Annotated in this window: 12 protein-coding genes and 1 CRISPR repeat array; all 12 genes read left to right on the top strand. The window is 69.0% G+C overall.

What is annotated here, in order from left to right; genetic code table 11:
* The first annotated feature begins 27 nt into the window (after positions 1–27).
* A complete protein-coding gene (ssb, locus tag RSP45_RS01240) occupies positions 28–546 on the top strand; it encodes a single-stranded DNA-binding protein (RefSeq protein ID WP_415392933.1) in 519 nt (172 codons plus the stop codon).
* Positions 547–662: 116 nt separating this feature from the next.
* A complete protein-coding gene (locus tag RSP45_RS01245) occupies positions 663–2,891 on the top strand; it encodes a CRISPR-associated endonuclease Cas3'' (protein WP_415392934.1) in 2,229 nt (742 codons plus the stop codon).
* Between the two features lie 400 nt (positions 2,892–3,291).
* Positions 3,292–3,990: a type I-C CRISPR-associated protein Cas5c gene (gene cas5c / locus RSP45_RS01250; RefSeq protein WP_415392935.1), complete on the top strand. Its 699-nt coding sequence runs from the start codon at positions 3,292–3,294 to the stop codon at positions 3,988–3,990.
* Positions 3,987–5,849 (top strand): type I-C CRISPR-associated protein Cas8c/Csd1, encoded by a 1,863-nt coding sequence (gene cas8c, locus RSP45_RS01255; RefSeq protein WP_415392936.1) that lies wholly within the window; start codon positions 3,987–3,989, stop codon positions 5,847–5,849. Before cas5c ends, cas8c begins: the two co-directional genes overlap by 4 nt.
* Before the next feature lie 7 nt (positions 5,850–5,856).
* Complete coding sequence (gene cas7c / locus RSP45_RS01260; RefSeq protein ID WP_415392937.1) at positions 5,857–6,768, top strand: type I-C CRISPR-associated protein Cas7/Csd2; 912 nt, start codon at positions 5,857–5,859, stop codon at positions 6,766–6,768.
* A gap of 224 nt (positions 6,769–6,992) precedes the next feature.
* Positions 6,993–7,160 (top strand): YegP family protein, encoded by a 168-nt coding sequence (locus RSP45_RS01265; RefSeq protein ID WP_415392938.1) that lies wholly within the window; start codon positions 6,993–6,995, stop codon positions 7,158–7,160.
* Positions 7,161–7,398: 238 nt separating this feature from the next.
* A complete protein-coding gene (gene cas4, locus RSP45_RS01270) occupies positions 7,399–8,031 on the top strand; it encodes a CRISPR-associated protein Cas4 (RefSeq protein ID WP_415392939.1) in 633 nt (210 codons plus the stop codon).
* Positions 8,028–9,062, top strand: coding sequence for a type I-C CRISPR-associated endonuclease Cas1c (cas1c, locus tag RSP45_RS01275; protein ID WP_415392940.1), 1,035 nt, complete (start codon positions 8,028–8,030; stop codon positions 9,060–9,062). The genes cas4 and cas1c overlap by 4 nt, the downstream gene beginning before the upstream one ends.
* A 1-nt stretch (position 9,063) precedes the next feature.
* Positions 9,064–9,354 (top strand): CRISPR-associated endonuclease Cas2, encoded by a 291-nt coding sequence (cas2, locus tag RSP45_RS01280; protein WP_415392941.1) that lies wholly within the window; start codon positions 9,064–9,066, stop codon positions 9,352–9,354.
* Between the two features lie 189 nt (positions 9,355–9,543).
* Positions 9,544–13,641: direct repeats of the CRISPR family, unit length 32 nt; unit sequence GTCGCCCCCCGCGCGGGGGCGTGGGTCGAAAC.
* A gap of 872 nt (positions 13,642–14,513) precedes the next feature.
* Positions 14,514–15,815 carry a tyrosine-type recombinase/integrase gene (locus RSP45_RS01285; protein WP_415393969.1) on the top strand — a complete coding sequence of 434 codons (1,302 nt, stop codon included), beginning with the start codon at positions 14,514–14,516 and terminating at the stop codon, positions 15,813–15,815.
* Between the two features lie 35 nt (positions 15,816–15,850).
* Positions 15,851–16,723, top strand: a complete 873-nt coding sequence (locus RSP45_RS01290) for a hypothetical protein (RefSeq protein ID WP_415392942.1) — start codon at positions 15,851–15,853, stop codon at positions 16,721–16,723.
* A gap of 91 nt (positions 16,724–16,814) precedes the next feature.
* Entirely contained in the window at positions 16,815–17,015 is a 201-nt protein-coding gene (locus RSP45_RS01295) for a helix-turn-helix transcriptional regulator (protein WP_415392943.1), read from the top strand.
* Positions 17,016–17,160: the final 145 nt, after the last annotated feature.

Below are 17,160 nucleotides of genomic sequence, written 5' to 3' on the forward strand. Positions count from 1 at the left end.
CCGAACTCAACCCGCGGGGAAACGTATATGGCAGGCAGCGTCAACAAGGTCATCCTGGTCGGCAATCTGGGCCAGGACCCGGAAATCCGCACCTTCCAGAACGGCGGCAAGATCGCCAACCTGCGCATCGCCACCTCGGAAACCTGGAAGGACCGCAACACCGGCGAACGCCGCGAGCGGACCGAGTGGCACACGGTGGTGATCCATTCCGAGCCGCTGGTGCGGGTGGCCGAACAATATCTGAAAAAGGGCTCCAAGGTCTATGTCGAGGGCCAGCTGGAAACCCGCAAATGGCAGGACCAGTCCGGCGCCGACCGCTATTCGACCGAGGTGGCGCTGCGCCCCTTCCGCAGCGAGCTGCACATGCTCGACAGCCGCGGCGGCGGCGGCGGTGCTGGTGGCGGCAGCTATGGCGGCGGCTCGCGCGGCGGTTATGACGACGGCGGTTATGGCGGCGGCCAAGGTGGCGGCGCCGGCGGCGGGCAGGGCGGCAGCGCCGGCGGCAGCCGCGGCGGCCCGGATTTCGACGACGAGATCCCGTTCTGAGCAATCGCCCATCGCAGACGACCCCGCCGGTTCCCGGCGGGGTTTTTCGTTGCATTTCAGGCAAATGGCGGCTGTGATGCCACCATTGCAACATGCAGCGGAAGGATCGCGCCGCCATGACATTCTATGCCCATTCCGGCAAGCAGCCCGACCGCAGCGACTGGCAGCTGCTGCCCGACCATCTGGACAATACCGCCCGGCTGGCGGCGGAACGGGCCGAGCCTCTGGGGCTGGCGGCCGCGGCGTCCCTGATCGGGCGCTACCATGATTTCGGCAAATACGACCCCGCCTTCGACCGGGTGCTGAACGGCGGCAACGTCCGGGTCGACCACTCCACCGCCGGGGCCGCGCTGCTGCACGCCCGTGCCTCGGGCGCGATGCGGCTGGTGAGTGAGGTATTATGTTACCCGATCCTGGGCCACCACGCCGGGCTGCCCGACCGCACCGGCGCCGACAGCAGCATGGAGCGGCGGCTGGCCGCCTTCCGCGACCCGATCGACCCCGCGATCACCGCGGCCGAGACCCCCGATCTTACCCCCGCCGCCCACGAGCTGGTGGCGCGGGTGCGCGGCGAGTCGCTGGGCTTTGATCTGTCGCTGGCCACGCGGATGCTGTTTTCCTGCGTGGTCGACGCCGATTACCGCGATACCGAGGCGTATTACGCGCAGCTGAACGGCCGCATCCCCGACCGCGACTGGCCGACGCTGGCCCAGCTGCTGCCCGACTGGCGCCGCCGCTTCGACGCCCATATGGCGGGCTTTGCCCCGAACAGCGACCTCAACCGCCTGCGCGCCGATATCCTGTCGCATGTGCGCGGGGGCGCCACGCTGCCGCCCGGCCTGTTCACCCTGACCGTGCCGACCGGAGGCGGCAAGACCCTGGCCTCGCTGGGCTTTGCGCTGGACCACGCCGCGCAGCACGGGAAACGGAGAATTATCTATGCGATTCCATACACTTCCGTGACGGAGCAGGCCGCCGGGATCTTCCGCGAGCTGCTGGGCGACGGGGTGCTGGAACATCACTCTGCCATCGACGACGAGAAGCCCGCGCCCGAGGGCAAGGAAAAGCTGCGGCTGGCGATGGAGGACTGGGCGGCGCCGCTGGTGGTTACCACCAATGTGCAGCTGCTCGAAAGCCTGTTCGCCGCCCGCCCCTCGCGCTGCCGCAAGCTGCACAACATTGCCGGCTCAGTCATCATCCTGGACGAGGCGCAATGCCTGCCGCGCAAGCTGCTGCTGCCGACGCTGCGGATGCTCGAGGCGCTCTGCGCGCATTACCGCTGCTCGGTGGTGCTGTGCACGGCGACGCAGCCGGCCTTCGACAGCCGGCAGCTGAAACAGGGCCTGCTGCTGGAAGGGCGCGAACTGGCCCCCGACCCCGAGGCGCTGGCCCGCCGCCTGCGCCGCGCCCGCATCGTGCAGGGCGGCGAGATGGACGATCCCGCGCTGGTCGCGGCGCTGCGCGAGACGCCGCAGGGGATGGTGATCGTCAACAGCCGCGCCCACGCGCTGGAGCTGTTCAACGCCGCCCGCGCCGAGGGGCTGGACGGGCTGATCCACCTGACCACCCGCCAGTATCCCGCGCACCGCCGCGCCATCATCGCCGAGATCCGCGAGCGGCTGAAATCCGGCGCCCCCTGCCGGCTGATCGCCACCAGCCTGATCGAGGCCGGGGTGGACCTGTCCTTCCCCCGCGGCTGGCGGGCCGAGGCCGGGCTGGATAGCTGCGTACAGGCCGCCGGCCGCGTCAACCGCGAAGGCATCTGGCCGGTCGAGGACAGTACCCTGACGGTGTTTTCCGCCCCCGGCCGCCCGGTCCCGCGCGAGGTCGAAAAGGCGGCCAGCACCATGCGCAACGTCGCCGCCAGGCACGCGGCCAAGGGCGGCGACCTGCTGGCCCCGGCCGCGATCCGCGACTGGTTCGAGGACATGTACTGGAATACCGGCCCCGAGCATCTGGGCCGAAAGATGGCCGAGTCGATGGTTTCGGACGGGAAAGCCACCAACTTCCCCTTTCGCACCACGGCCGCGGAATACCGGATGATCGAGACCGCCATGGTTCCGATCATCATCCGCGGCGACGCGGCGGCGCAGAAATCGGTCGACGCGCTGGGGGTCGAGACGATCCCACCGGCCCAGCTGGCGCGGGCGCTGCAGCCCTATGCCGTGCAGATCCCGGCCCGCGCCCGCGAGCTGCTGATCCGCAACGGCCACGCCAGTTTCCACCACCCCCAGCTGCGCGGCGACCAGTTCTGCGTGCTGGACAACCACTCGCTTTACCACCCGGAGACCGGGCTGTGGTGGGAGCATGCGGAGTATCTGGGCGAGGAATCCTGGCTGTTGTGAGGCGGCAATCGGGTGCTGTTCCGAATATTCGCCGACAGGACCGTTGCCCTGGACAGGCGCCGGAGTGTCTTGCGCTTGCCCGGCGGCTGCCCGTGACTTTCCGATATAGATGTCGCCCGCTGTGCGGCGGCGTGGGTCGAAACGCCAGATCGAGTTCGAGTTGATCGGCGGCACGACGTCCCCCCTGCGCGGGGCATGGGTCGAAACAAGAGCAACCTGCTGAACGGCGTGTACTCGGGCGAGGTCGCCCCCTGTGCTGCGGCGCGGGTCGAAACCCTGAATATGTTTCCATCGAGAGGGTGCCTGACTGGCATCGTTCACCCTTCGTCAGCCCTGCGGCGAAATGATGCTTGTCTCGGGGGGCGGGGGCGATAGTCTCTCGTAAATACGAGGGAATACGATGGCTTACGGTATACGCTTGCTGGTCCGGGGGCAGCATGGGCTGTTCACCCGGCCGGAACTCAAGGTCGAGCGGGTGTCCTATGACGTGATGACGCCCTCGGCCGCGCGCGGCATCCTCGAGGCGATCCACTGGAAGCCGGCGATCCGCTGGGTGATCGACCGCATCCATGTGCTGGAACCGATCCGCTTCCAGTCGATCCGCCGCAACGAGGTCGGCCACCGCGCCCCGGCCGGCAAGGTGAAGCAGGCGATGAAGCGCGGCGATCTCGAGGGGTTGCAGCTGCTGGTCGACGAGGACCGCCAGCAGCGCGCCTCGACCGTGCTGGTCGCGCCCCGCTATGTGATCGAGGCGCATTTCCGGCTGACCCCGCAGGCCGGCCCCGACGATACCGAGGGCAAGCACCTGGACATCTTCAACCGCCGCGCCGGGCGCGGGCAGTGCTTCCACCAGCCCTGCCTGGGCACGCGCGAGTTTGCCGCCGATTTCGAGCTGCTGCCCCAAGGCGCGCCGCCGCCCCCGCGCAACCCCGCGACGCTGACCGCCGAACATGGCTTCGGGACCCCGCGCGACCTGGGCTTCATGCTGTGGGACATCGACCATGACCGCCCCGGCCGCCCCTCGCTGTTCTTTCGTGCCGGGCTGGTCGACGGGGTGATGGAGGTGCCGCAGCCCGGCAGCCCGGAGGTGAAGGGATGAGCATGCTCGCTTCGCTGGTGCGGGCCTATGACCGCCTGCCCGACGCGCCGCCCTTTGGGTTTTCCGCGGAAAAGATCGGGTTCTGCGTGGTGCTGAACGACGACGGCTCGGTCGCCGCGGTCGAGGACCTGCGCGGCGACGACAAGAAGCGCAGCCCGCGGATGCTGCTGGTGCCGCAGGCGGTCAAGCGGGCTTCTAATATTGCGCCGAACTTCCTGTGGGATAAATCGTCATATGTTCTCGGTATAGCCGGAGAGGATGCTAAGCGGGTAGGCGATGTTCACGCTGCCTTCCGCGCCCGCCACGCCGAATGGCTTGCGGACAGCGACGACCGCGGCCTGCTGGCGCTGGCGCGGTTCCTCGAGCGCTGGCTGCCCGACACCTTCACCCCGCCGCTGTGGCCCGAGGAAATCCGCGACCAGAACATCGTCTTTGCGCTGGCGGACGGCTATCGCGAGGGTTTCCTGCACGACCGCCCCGCCGCCCGGGCGCTGTGGCGCCGGATCGGGGCCGCGGGCGCCTCGGACCCGCAGACCTGCCTGGTCACCGGCGACGCCGCCCCGGTCGCGCGGCTGCACCCCTCGGTCAAGGGGGTGTGGGGGGCGCAATCCTCGGGGGCGAGCCTGGTCTCGTTCAACCTCGACGCCTTCACCTCCTACGGCCACGAACAGGGCGACAACGCCCCGGTGTCCGAGGCCGCGGCCTTTGCCTATGCCACGGTGCTGAACCGCTACCTGGACAGGGACAGCGGCCACCGCATCCAGATCGGCGACGCCTCGACGGTGTTCTGGGCGGACTGTTCGGAGGAAGATCTGGCCGGGCTTGCCGAGCTGTGGGCCGGCAAGATGCTGGGTGCCCGCAGCAAGGCCGGCGACGCCGAAACCCTCGTCGAGAGCCAGATCGAGAACAATCTTCTGGCCCTGCGCGACGGCAAGCCCCTGCGCGAGATCGCGCCGCGGCTGGCCCAAGGGGTGCGCATCTTCCTGCTGGGGCTTTCCCCCAATGCGGCGCGGCTGTCGGTGCGCTTCTACTGGGAAGGGGATTTCGGCACGCTGGCGCAGCACTATGCCGATTACCTGCGCGACGTCGCGATGGAGCCGGCGCCGGCGCGGCCGGTGTTCTCGATCCGGGCCGCGACGCTGCGCACCGCCCCGGCCGAGATCCGCAACGGCCAGCTGAAATACGACGGCGACCGGGTGTCGCCGCTGCTGTCGGGCGAGCTCTTGCGGGCGATCATCAGCGGCGCCCGCTTTCCCCGCGCTCTGCTTGGCCTGCTGGTGCTGCGGGTGCGCAGCGACCACGTGCTGGACCGCATCCGTATCTCGCTGATCAAGGGGCTGATCCTGCGCGACATGCGGCTGGACGGCCGCCTGCCCAAGAACGCCGATGGCTCTGACAACAAGGATTACCTGATGCGTGCCGATCCCGACGACCCCAACCCCGCCCGCCGCCTTGGCCGCCTGTTCGCGCTGATCGAACGGGCGCAGCTGGCCGCGCTGGGCGACGGCATCAATGCGACGGTCAAGGACAAGTTCCTGGCCGCCGCCGCCGCCACCCCGGGGCGGGTGTTCCCGAACCTGCTGATGAATGCCGAGAACCACCACCTGAAACGGTTGCGCAACGGCCATTCCGACGCCGACTGGATCAAGGACGCCGACCACGCCAGGCGCGTTGCCGCCGGGCTGGGCCGCGACATCGGCCAGCTTTGGGCCAGTCTTTCCGACGCTGCCCCCCTGCAGCACTCGACCGAGGAACAGGGGCTGTTCCTGGTCGGCTATTACCAGGAACGCTACGCCAGGCGCGACACCGGGACCCCCGGCGAAGAGCCCGGCCCCGCAGAAAACGACACCGAGGAGTAAAGGCCAGATGACGCCGATCACCAACCGCTACGATTTCGTCTTTCTCTTCGACATCAGGAACGGCAATCCCAACGGCGACCCCGACAACGGCAACATGCCGCGGATCGACAACGACACCCAGAAGGGGCTGGTCACCGACGTCGCGCTCAAGCGCAAGATCCGCAACTATGTCGAGCTGAAACACGCCGGCGCGCCGCCGAACCGCATCTACATGCGCGAAAAGGCGATCCTGAACCAGACCCACGCCGAGGCCTATGCCGCGCTTGGCGTCAAGCCCGACGCCAAGAAGCTGCCCAAGGAAGAAGAAGGGCGCAACATCACCCGCTGGATGTGCGACAATTTCTACGACATCCGCAGCTTCGGCGCCGTGATGACCACCGAGGTCAATGCCGGCCAGGTGCGCGGCCCGGTGCAGCTGTCGTTCTCGGAATCGGTCGAGCCGATCCTGCCGCAGGAGGTGACGATCACCCGCTCCTCGGTCACCAACGAAAAGGACGCCGCCAAGGAACGCACGATGGGGCGCAAGTATATCGTGCCCTACGGGCTTTATCGCTGTCACGGCTTCGTCTCGGCCAGCCTGGCGGGGGACGCGACCAAGGGCACCGGGTTTTCGCAAGAGGACCTCGACCTGCTGTTCGAGGCGCTGTGCAACATGTTCGAGCACGACCGCTCGGCCGCCCGGATGGAGATGAACACCCAGCAGCTGATCGTCTTCCGCCACGACAGCGCGCTTGGCAACGCCCCCGCGCACCGTCTGTTCGATCGGGTGCAGATCGGCCGCAACGACCAGGGCGAGTTCCGCGAGATCGGCGACCGCCGCTCGGACAACCTGCCCCCCGCGCGGAAGTTCTCGGATTACATCGTGCGCGTGGACGAAGCGGGGCTGCCCGAAGGGGTTGAAGTGAAGATCCTCATCTGAGGCACGGTGAATAAAGGTGGTTCTCAGTATGGGGATGTTTATGTGGCAGCTGTGGTAGTTGACCAGAAGTTAGACTTGGGTAACAATGAAAGAACCGGACGCAGTCACGTGCGCCCGGTTCAACACGCCCAAGGCTGGCTTGGTTAACGCGCGTCAGATGTTCAGCGTAGCCCTGCCGGTCTCCAATCGCAACCGGGCATCTTGCCCGCCAAGGAGACTTGATCATGTTCGAAATCCGAAACAGCGCTGCCGGCTATTGGTGGCGCCTCAAGGCGCGCAATGGCGAAATACTCTGTCACTCCGAGATGCTCACCACCAAGCAGTCGGCGCTGAACGCAATCGCGGCTGTCCAGCAGCTTGCGCCGTCAGCACCCACCGTGGATCTGACCTGACAGGTCCCACTGCGCAGGGCAGGCACTGCGTCCCTGACCAGGCGCACGCCCCCGCGGAATCGCGGGGGCGTTTCGCATCTTCCACGAGCGCGGTTGCGGCTGTGGCCCTCGCATCGGTAATATCTGGTGTCGCCCCTCTCGCAGGGGCGTGGATAGAAACTCAGTTTGTGGCTTTTTTTGTGCTCAGCTTGTGGTTCTGCCCGATGGGCGAGCCACAAGTTTTTCGAAGGGCGGAGTGGTGACTGAGTTGAACGACCCCATCCCCCTGTCGGCGCTGCAACATGCGGTCTATTGCCTGCGGCAGGCGGCGCTGATCCACCTCGAGCGGCTCTGGGCCGAGAACCGCTTCACCGCCGAGGGCGACGTGCTGCATGCGGTGGCCGACAAGGGCGGCAGCCGCAAGGCGCGCGGGGTGCGGCGGGTGCTGGTGCTGCCGCTCGCCTGCCGCCGGCTGAACCTGGCCGGCACCGCCGATCTGGTCGAGTTCATCCCCGGCCCGGACGGAGAGACCGCCTTTCCCGTCGAATACAAGCGCGGCAAGCCCAAGCTGCACCGTGCCGACGAGGTGCAGCTGTGTGCGCAGGCGCTGTGCCTGGAGGAGATGACCGGCCGCCCGGTGCCGCAGGGGGCGCTGTTCTATGCCCAGACCAGACGCCGCGTCATCGTGCCCTTCGACGCCGATCTGCGCGCCCTGACCGAGGCCACCGCCGCCGATCTGGCGCAGGTTCTGGACAGCGGCGTCACTCCGCCGCCGACCCCGCATAAATCCCGCTGCCGCGCCTGCTCGCTGCTCGATCTGTGCCGGCCGCAGGCGGTTGCGCGCCCGGTCCGGCAATGGCGCGACCGGATGCTGGCAAGGGCGCTGGAATGAAGAAACTGCTCAACACCGTCTATGTCACCACCGAGGGCACCGCCCTGAAGAAGGACGGCGAGAATCTGGTGGCCGAGGTCGAGGGCGTCGAAAAGGCGCGGGTGCCGATGCACATGCTCGCCTCGGTCGTCGCCTTCGGTCCGATCCTGCTGTCGCCGGCGCTGATCGGCGCCTGTGCCGGGCGCGGGATCTCGGTGGTGCTGCTGGAAAGCGCCGGCCGCTTCCAGGCCCGGGTCGAGGGGCCGGTGTCGGGCAATGTCCTGCTGCGGCGGGCGCAATACCGCGTCGCCGACGCGGCGGTGGATGTGGTGCGCTCGCTGGTGCTGGGCAAGATCGCCAACCAGCGCGCGGTGCTGCGCCGCGGCCTGCGCGATTACGGCAGCGAGATGGCACCCCCGGCGCGCGAGGCGCTGGAGCGGGCCAGCGACCGCATGGCCGCGATCCTGCGCCGGGTGCAGCTGGCCGACGACAGCGTCGATCTGCTGCGCGGCTCGGAAGGCGAGGCGGCGGTGCTGTATTTCGGCGCCTTCGACCATCTGATCCGCTCGCCCGATGCCGAGCTGCGCTGGACCGGCCGCTCGCGCCGGCCGCCGCTCGACCCGATGAATGCGCTGCTGTCCTTTCTCTATACGCTGCTGACCCATGACTGCCGCTCGGCCTGCGAGGCGGTGGGGCTGGACCCGGCGGTGGGGTTCCTGCACCGCGATCGCCCCGGCCGCCCCAGCCTGGCGCTGGACCTGATGGAAGAGCTGCGCGCGCCGCTGGCCGACCGGCTGGCGCTGTCGCTGGTCAACCGCCGCCAGCTGCGCGCCGGCGATTTCCGCCGCATGGACGGCGGCGCGGTGCTGCTGTCCGACGACGCCCGCCGCACCGTGCTGACCGCGTGGCAAGAGCGCAAGAAGGAAGAGCGGCTGCACCCGTTCCTGCAGGAAAAGGCTCCCTTCGGGCTGGTCCCCTATCTGCAGGCGCAGATGCTGGCCCGCCACCTGCGCGGCGATCTCGACGCCTATCCCCCCTGGTTCTGGAGCTGAGATGCTGGTGCTGGTCACCTATGACGTGAACACCATGGACGCGGCCGGCCGAAAGCGCTTGCGCCAGGTGGCCCGCGCCTGCGAGGATTACGGCCAGCGGGTGCAGTTCTCGGTGTTCGAGATCGAGGTCGACCCGGCGCAATGGACCCGGCTGAAGGCGCGGCTGGAAGGCATCATCCGCCCCGAGCTGGACAGCCTGCGTTATTACTACCTGGGCGCGAACTGGTCCCGCCGGGTCGAGCATGTCGGCGCCAAGCCCGCCACCGACCTGAACGCCCCGCTGATCCTCTAGCCCCGCCCGCCTGCGAACCCCAAGCGTGCCGCCATCCCCGGCAAGCTTCGCACCAGGGTCTGCTGTTTGAAATCGTTGTACATATTCCGACGCCCCTGCAGGGGGTGGCTGCCCGGCGTGGAGGATCTCGCTTGCTCCGCAGCACGGGCCGCGATTGCGGAGGAAAAACAGCGCGGTATAGAGGGGTATGTCGCCCCCTGCGCGGGGGCGTGGGTCGAAACACAGCTATCAGGTAAGGCCAGGAGGCCGGCAGAAGTCGCCCCCTGCGCGGGGGCGTGGGTCGAAACCAGGCAACCCAAGCAAAACGGAGAGCATGATGCCGTCGCCCCCTGCGCGGGGGCGTGGGTCGAAACCGGCCGAAACCCGGAAATACATAACCAGCATCATGTCGCCCCCTGCGCGGGGGCGTGGGTCGAAACGGCATCTTTGTCGCGGGCGGGGCGCACCGCAACCGTCGCCCCCTGCGCGGGGGCGTGGGTCGAAACCTCTACGGGAGCTACAACACCGTCGTAGGTAACGGTCGCCCCCTGCGCGGGGGCGTGGGTCGAAACTTGATGCCGAGCGATGGGTCCTCGCGGATCATGTCGTCGCCCCCTGCGCGGGGGCGTGGGTCGAAACCGTTTACATGGGTGGGCCGTCTCGCAACTCACTGCGGTCGCCCCCTGCGCGGGGGCGTGGGTCGAAACACCGGCCTGCCCATGACCGGGCTGCGCCGCCATCGTCGCCCCCTGCGCGGGGGCGTGGGTCGAAACACCGAGAAGGCTATGGCCGATCCGATGAACATTCGTCGCCCCCTGCGCGGGGGCGTGGGTCGAAACGTCTGGCGCCGCGGCTGGCGGGGCGAGCCGGCGTTGTCGCCCCCTGCGCGGGGGCGTGGGTCGAAACTTCGACAGCACGCTCAGCCGCGGCCGGGCGATCATGTCGCCCCCTGCGCGGGGGCGTGGGTCGAAACAGGTCGCTCTTGGATCGGTCAATCATCACCAGGTCGCGTCGCCCCCTGCGCGGGGGCGTGGGTCGAAACCGCGCTGGGGCATGATGTCTGGTCCTGCGACCTCGAGCGTCGCCCCCTGCGCGGGGGCGTGGGTCGAAACTTGCCGCGCGGGTATGCCGACATCGGTGCGCTGGGTCGCCCCCTGCGCGGGGGCGTGGGTCGAAACCCGCCAGCACAAAAACCACGCCCATATCGGCCACGTCGCCCCCTGCGCGGGGGCGTGGGTCGAAACGCCAGCGCGGGCAGCTCCCGGATCGTGATCGGTCGTCGCCCCCTGCGCGGGGGCGTGGGTCGAAACATCGTGCCGCTGCTCGGGCAGCGGGAAACCGGGCTACGTCGCCCCCTGCGCGGGGGCGTGGGTCGAAACTCCGCCGCCGTGAGCAACGCCAAACTTAAAGGGGTGACGGTCGCCCCCTGCGCGGGGGCGTGGGTCGAAACTGCGCCACCTGCGGCGGCAGCCCGGCGAGGAATGACCGTCGCCCCCTGCGCGGGGGCGTGGGTCGAAACTCCCATGGGGCATCCATCAGATGATGGTCGGTCAGTCGCCCCCTGCGCGGGGGCGTGGGTCGAAACCCAAGCACTTTTAGGCCAAAGAGCATCATACACCAGTCGCCCCCTGCGCGGGGGCGTGGGTCGAAACTCAGCACCGGTGACCGGGTCATAGCCCTCCGGAGTCGCCCCCTGCGCGGGGGCGTGGGTCGAAACACCGCGTCCGGGACCTGGGCCAAGCCTGCGGGGCTGGTCGCCCCCTGCGCGGGGGCGTGGGTCGAAACAAGACTGTTGACGCCCTCGATGATGCGCTGCCTTGTCGCCCCCTGCGCGGGGGCGTGGATCGAAACAAACCGAGGCTCGGAAGCGGGTTGTGTCGGCGCGTCGCCCCCTGCGCGGGGGCGTGGATCGAAACGTTTTTGCCGTCGGCGGCAGCATCGAGATTGTCCGTCGCCCCCCGCGCGGGGGCGTGGGTCGAAACCTGGTGGCGCACGAGGGCGTGGTGCCCGCGCCCTGTCGCCCCCCGCGCGGGGGCGTGGGTCGAAACTCCATGCTCTGGGACAGCCCGAACGCCAAGCGCGCGGTCGCCCCCCGCGCGGGGGCGTGGGTCGAAACCGCTATGCGGCCTCAAGCTCGGCTCCGTTGGGCCGTCGCCCCCCGCGCGGGGGCGTGGGTCGAAACATGTACGGGTATCTGCAGGGAGAGGAAGGCCCGCGGTCGCCCCCCGCGCGGGGGCGTGGGTCGAAACAACCAAGAAACCATGCGGCGCGACGGGTCGCTGAAGTCGCCCCCCGCGCGGGGGCGTGGGTCGAAACTCTGCTGTCGAACCAGACTGCGTGATCCGAACACGTCGCCCCCCGCGCGGGGGCGTGGGTCGAAACTTGCGCGAGATCCACGAGGTGCTGTCGCCCGAGCGTCGCCCCCCGCGCGGGGGCGTGGGTCGAAACTCATCTGGCAAGGGGGCGATATGGACAGGATAGGGTCGCCCCCCGCGCGGGGGCGTGGGTCGAAACTGTCAATAGGCAACTGCCAAATTGTTTTTGGCACGTCGCCCCCCGCGCGGGGGCGTGGGTCGAAACTTGAGCAGCTCTGCGGTCTTTGCGGCTTCTGTGGTGTCGCCCCCCGCGCGGGGGCGTGGGTCGAAACATGAAATGTTCTATCAGGTTGGACTGGATAGCCCCGGTCGCCCCCCGCGCGGGGGCGTGGGTCGAAACCATCTCGTCCCAGCGTGAGAACTCTTCGGACGGGTCGCCCCCCGCGCGGGGGCGTGGGTCGAAACGCGAATATCTTAGGTCTACTGGGGTCCGGCAGGGAGTCGCCCCCCGCGCGGGGGCGTGGGTCGAAACGTCGGACCTTGGGAGGGCGAGCGCACAGAGGCCGTCGCCCCCCGCGCGGGGGCGTGGGTCGAAACTCGACCTTGTTGACCTCATAGGTCAGGGTGGTGGTCGCCCCCCGCGCGGGGGCGTGGGTCGAAACGTCGGGTAGTTCCAGCGCCGCCGCCAATGCTGCGAGTCGCCCCCCGCGCGGGGGCGTGGGTCGAAACGGGCCGCGGGTCTCGTAAGGTCTCTCGGATATGAGGTCGCCCCCCGCGCGGGGGCGTGGGTCGAAACAATCCCGTTCAAGCCATCCGCGCGCTGCCCGAACCGTCGCCCCCCGCGCGGGGGCGTGGGTCGAAACATACACCCAAACCGCCCCCATAATCGGTCCGGGCGTCGCCCCCCGCGCGGGGGCGTGGGTCGAAACCAACGCGCTGTGCGAATACGAGGGCGCGACGGGTGGTCGCCCCCCGCGCGGGGGCGTGGGTCGAAACACCTGAAGACCGTATCCGACATGACAGCTATCTTGTCGCCCCCCGCGCGGGGGCGTGGGTCGAAACAGCCACGCCTCCAGGTCGGCCAGAAAGACGCGCTGTCGCCCCCCGCGCGGGGGCGTGGGTCGAAACCAATGACGGTCGCCTAGCTTTTTTCAAGAACTCCAGTCGCCCCCCGCGCGGGGGCGTGGGTCGAAACCTGCGGGTCCGGCAGGGCTGCTTTCTCGAGGACCGTCGCCCCCCGCGCGGGGGCGTGGGTCGAAACATGGACGCGTATCTCGCTGAGGGCCGCGAGATCGTCGCCCCCCGCGCGGGGGCGTGGGTCGAAACAGGCGCCCTTAACATCCGGGGAAGCCTAAACCCCGGGTCGCCCCCCGCGCGGGGGCGTGGGTCGAAACACCAGCGCCGCGCCGGTCTATCAGCGGCGTCTCGGTCGCCCCCCGCGCGGGGGCGTGGGTCGAAACATGGACGCGTATCTCGCTGAGGGCCGCGAGATCGAGGTCGCCCCCCGCGCGGGGGCGTGGGTCGAAACCAGGCGGACCGGATCGAGGTCACGATCTGCGCCTGTCGCCCCCCGCGCGGGGGCGTGGGTCGAAACACTATAACCGCCCCAGAGCCACAGCGCAGCGCCGTCGCCCCCCGCGCGGGGGCGTGGGTCGAAACAAGGCGCAAATCGCCAAGGACGCGGAGGCTGCCGGTCGCCCCCTGCGCGGGGGCGTGGGTCGAAACTTGCCGATGCTGACCACGGCGGCCACCGCGCCGATGGTCGCCCCCTGCGCGGGGGCGTGGGTCGAAACAGCTATTAAACGATCAGACGATGATCTGCATGGCCGTCGCCCCCTGCGCGGGGGCGTGGGTCGAAACCCGGATGACTACGTGATCGAGGGGGTCTGGCACGTCGCCCCCTGCGCGGGGGCGTGGGTCGAAACGCGACCACCGACAGGTCCTCGAGGAAGCAGCCCTGGCCGCCCCCTGCGCGGGGGCGTGGGTCGAAACACCGAATCGCTCAACCACATGCTGGTGATCACCGCGTCGCCCCCTGCGCGGGGCGTGGGTCGAAACACGGCCCACACCTCGATCACCTCCTCGTCCTGGCCGGTCGCCCCCTGCGCGGGGGCGTGGTTCGAAACGACAACCGGCTGGTCGGCGGGGTTGAAGCGCAGGTCGTCGCCCCCTGCGCGGGGGCGTGGGTCGAAACCCGCCGGATAATCGTCCTTGTATCGGGAGCGTGGGTCGAAACCTGATCGAACACGAACTCGCCCCTATGGACGGGGCGTCGCCCCCCGCGCGGGGGCGTGGGTCGAAACCTCTACCTCCAGCGCACGGCGTTCGGCGGCAAGGTCGCCCCCTGCGGGGCGTGGGTCGAAACACCCCTCAATACATCGTTCAGATCGAGGCCCACTCGTCCCCCTGCGCGGGGATACGGGATCAGGCACGGGCCGACGCTAAGGACCGAGGCCATGCTGAAAAACTCGGCCCCTAAAGGCCTCACAGGCGCGGCTGTGCGGAACTGGCGCGCGCGCATCGGGCTTCGGCTCGGAAAGGGCGGCTATCGGCGGGATCACGTCCGGGCTTTCGCCCAGCATGTCGAGGTCGCGGATGATGCGATCTACATCAATGGCAACAAAAACACGCTGTTGAGGACGCTGATAGCCACTAAGGGAGGGAAATCGGCGGGAATCGGCGTTCCCGGTTTTATACCAAGGTGGCGGAGAGGGTGGCCGCCAACTTGTCCTCCAGAGCGACCCCACAGCTTCCGGTAAATTTACGATACAACAACGGGTTGCACGTATTTTTCTTCCTCTTAGTTCTTGTGGCCTCTTTCGACTTCCACCATATTGAGGGGGATAGAGTGCCACAGTCGACCCACTGGCGCCCGCTCGCGGCAGGAGGGTAGCCCGCGCCGCCCCCGGCGGCGGCCGCCCACTCACGGCGGCTTTCGTCCGCACCGTTTCAAAACCGGGCAAGTACCACGATGGCGGTGGTCTCGGTCTGCTACTCCGCGTCGAGCCGACTGGCTCGAAGCGCTGGGTGCAGCGCCTGACCATTGGCGGACGGCGGCGGGAGATCGGCCTCGGCGCGCCGCCGGTGGTGTCGCTGGCGATGGCGCGCGAGGCGGCACTGGCAAACGCCCGCTCCGCCCGCGAGGGTCTCGACCCGATCGAGGAGCGCCGGCGGCGGCGCGAGACGCTGACCTTCGCTCAAGCCGTTGAGCGTTACCTCGCGTCGAAGCTGGACGAGTTCCGCAACGAGAAGCACAAGGCGCAGTGGCGCAGCACCCTCGACAGCTACGCTGGGCCGGTGCTCGGCGTCCTGCCGGTCTCCCAGATTGCCGTCGCCGACGTGCTGCGGGTGTTGGAGCCGATCTGGCTGGCCAAGACCGAGACCGCCTCGCGCCTGCGGGGACGTATCGAGGCGGTGCTGTCGTGGGCGACCGTCGCGGGCCACCGCACCGGCGAGAATCCGGCGCGGTGGAAGGGCAACCTGTCCGAGTTGCTCCCAAAGCCCGGCAGGGTCGCTCGCAGCGGCAACCACCCGGCGCTGGCGCTCTCGGACGCGCCCCCGTGGTTTGCCGAGGTGGCCCAGCGCCCCGGCGCAGCCTCGCTGGCGTTGCGCTTTGCCGCGCTCACCGGCGCCCGCTCGGGCGAGGTGCGCGGCGCGCTCTGGTCAGAGATCGACCTTGAGGCGCGCATCTGGACCGTTCCGGCCGAACGGATGAAGGCGGGCCGCGACCACCGGGTGCCGCTTACGGCCCCGGCGGTGGCGATCCTCGACGCTGCCCGCGGGCTCCCAGCGGGCAGGGAGCAATTCGTCTTTCCCGCACCCGGCGGCGGTGCGCTGTCCGACATGGCGCTCTCGGCGACCATGCGGCGCGTTCACGCTGCCGCCATCGCCGCCGGCGGGCAGGGCTATCTCGACGCGCGATCCGGCCGCCCGGCGGTGCCGCACGGGCTGCGCTCGACCTTCCGCGATTGGGCGGCCGAGCACGGCTATGAGCGCGACATGGCGGAGATCGCCCTCGCGCACACCGTGGGCAGCGAGGTTGAGCGCGCCTATCGCCGCAGCGACATGCTGGAGCGCCGGCGCGCGATGATGGCCGCGTGGGCCGATCTGCTGACCGGCGACCCTCCGGCCGGCACGGTTGTGCCGCTACGGGGGCGGAGCCAATGACGGCCAATCGCCCAAAGCCCTCGCGAGGGCGGCCCATGAAACCCATCGGTGGTGATCCCTTCGCAGCGCAGCCGTATGATCGAACGGTGTGGGATCGCCTCGTGTCCACACTGGCAGCGGTCAAACTGGGCGAACCAGCGAACGGCCGCAACCTGCTCGGAGAAGCGCTTGCCGAGAGGATGTTTCCCACAGCGGACTGGGTGCGCTATCGCGACACCGACGGGCGAGAACAGCGCCGCGCAGGCGGCCGCGGACACGAGGCGGTCGAGCGCTGGCTGCTGTCCCGGAACCTGCCGCGGCTGCGTGCTATCGACGGTGCTCAACGGGAGGGAAAGGTGAAGCGTTGGCGCGTTGCCCACCTGCGCATTGCGGAAGCCCTTGAGGCGTTCAGCCGGTCGCCGGCCGACGCCGCGGCAGCGCAGGATGCTGCTCACAAATTATCCTGCCTGCCGCCGGACCCTGCTCTGACCGGCCAGCCGTTGCTCTTGCCCGATCCCGACCGGCTGACGCCGGAACGGCTTCTGGGCACCCCCAGCGTCGATCCAGCGGAGCGCTCCGCTGTCGCTGCCGCCGCCGCGGCGCTGGCGGTGGACTGCCGTAGGCTGGTGGCGGATGTAGATGACTGGTGCGCGGAGAACGACACCAGCCGGGGCAGGGCGGCGTTTGCACGCACGGTGGCGGCTGTCGTGGCGGACCTGTTCGACGCCGCCGGCGCTGGGCATCACGTCCGCTTTGCCCGACAGGGGCAGTCCGATCCCGCACGGGGGCCAGCCAACGCCTATTGCAAGGCGGTCGCGGGCGCGCTGGAGGCGCTTGGCATCGACCGCGAGCATTGGCGGCGCGCCGCGGAGGATGGCTCCCGCCGGGATCGCCTCCGAGGGCAGCCCCTGATCCGTTCGGCGATTTAATTCTCCAGTTGGGGCGTAGAGGCACCCAGCCTTCTTTCTTATTCCAGTAGGTATTCGGCCCATCTGGGCTTTTCTACTGGAGGATGCCTCGATGGCGATACCGACCCAAGAGAAGCTGCTGCGGCTCCCGCAGGTGCGCGAGCGCGTCACCCTGTCCACCGCGAAAATCTATGAAATGATGGCCAAGGGCGAGTTCCCCCGGCCGGTGAAGATCAGCGAGCGCAACGTCGCTTGGCCAGCCAGCGCCGTTCAGCGCTGGATCGACGAAAAGATCGCCGCCGCCGACGCCTGACGGTCGGACTGACTGCCTCATTCCTCACGCCAATGCAGCAAAGGAGTAACCGGGGCGCGGGCTGCGCCCCGGTCCCGCAACCCGCCGGCGGCGGTGTGCTGAACTGTCGTGGTACATCCGCAGGATAGCGCAAAACGTCGGCATT

The sequence above is a fragment of the Paracoccus sp. SJTW-4 genome (assembly GCF_047716885.1).
Classification (GTDB): Bacteria; Pseudomonadota; Alphaproteobacteria; order Rhodobacterales; family Rhodobacteraceae; genus Paracoccus; species Paracoccus solventivorans.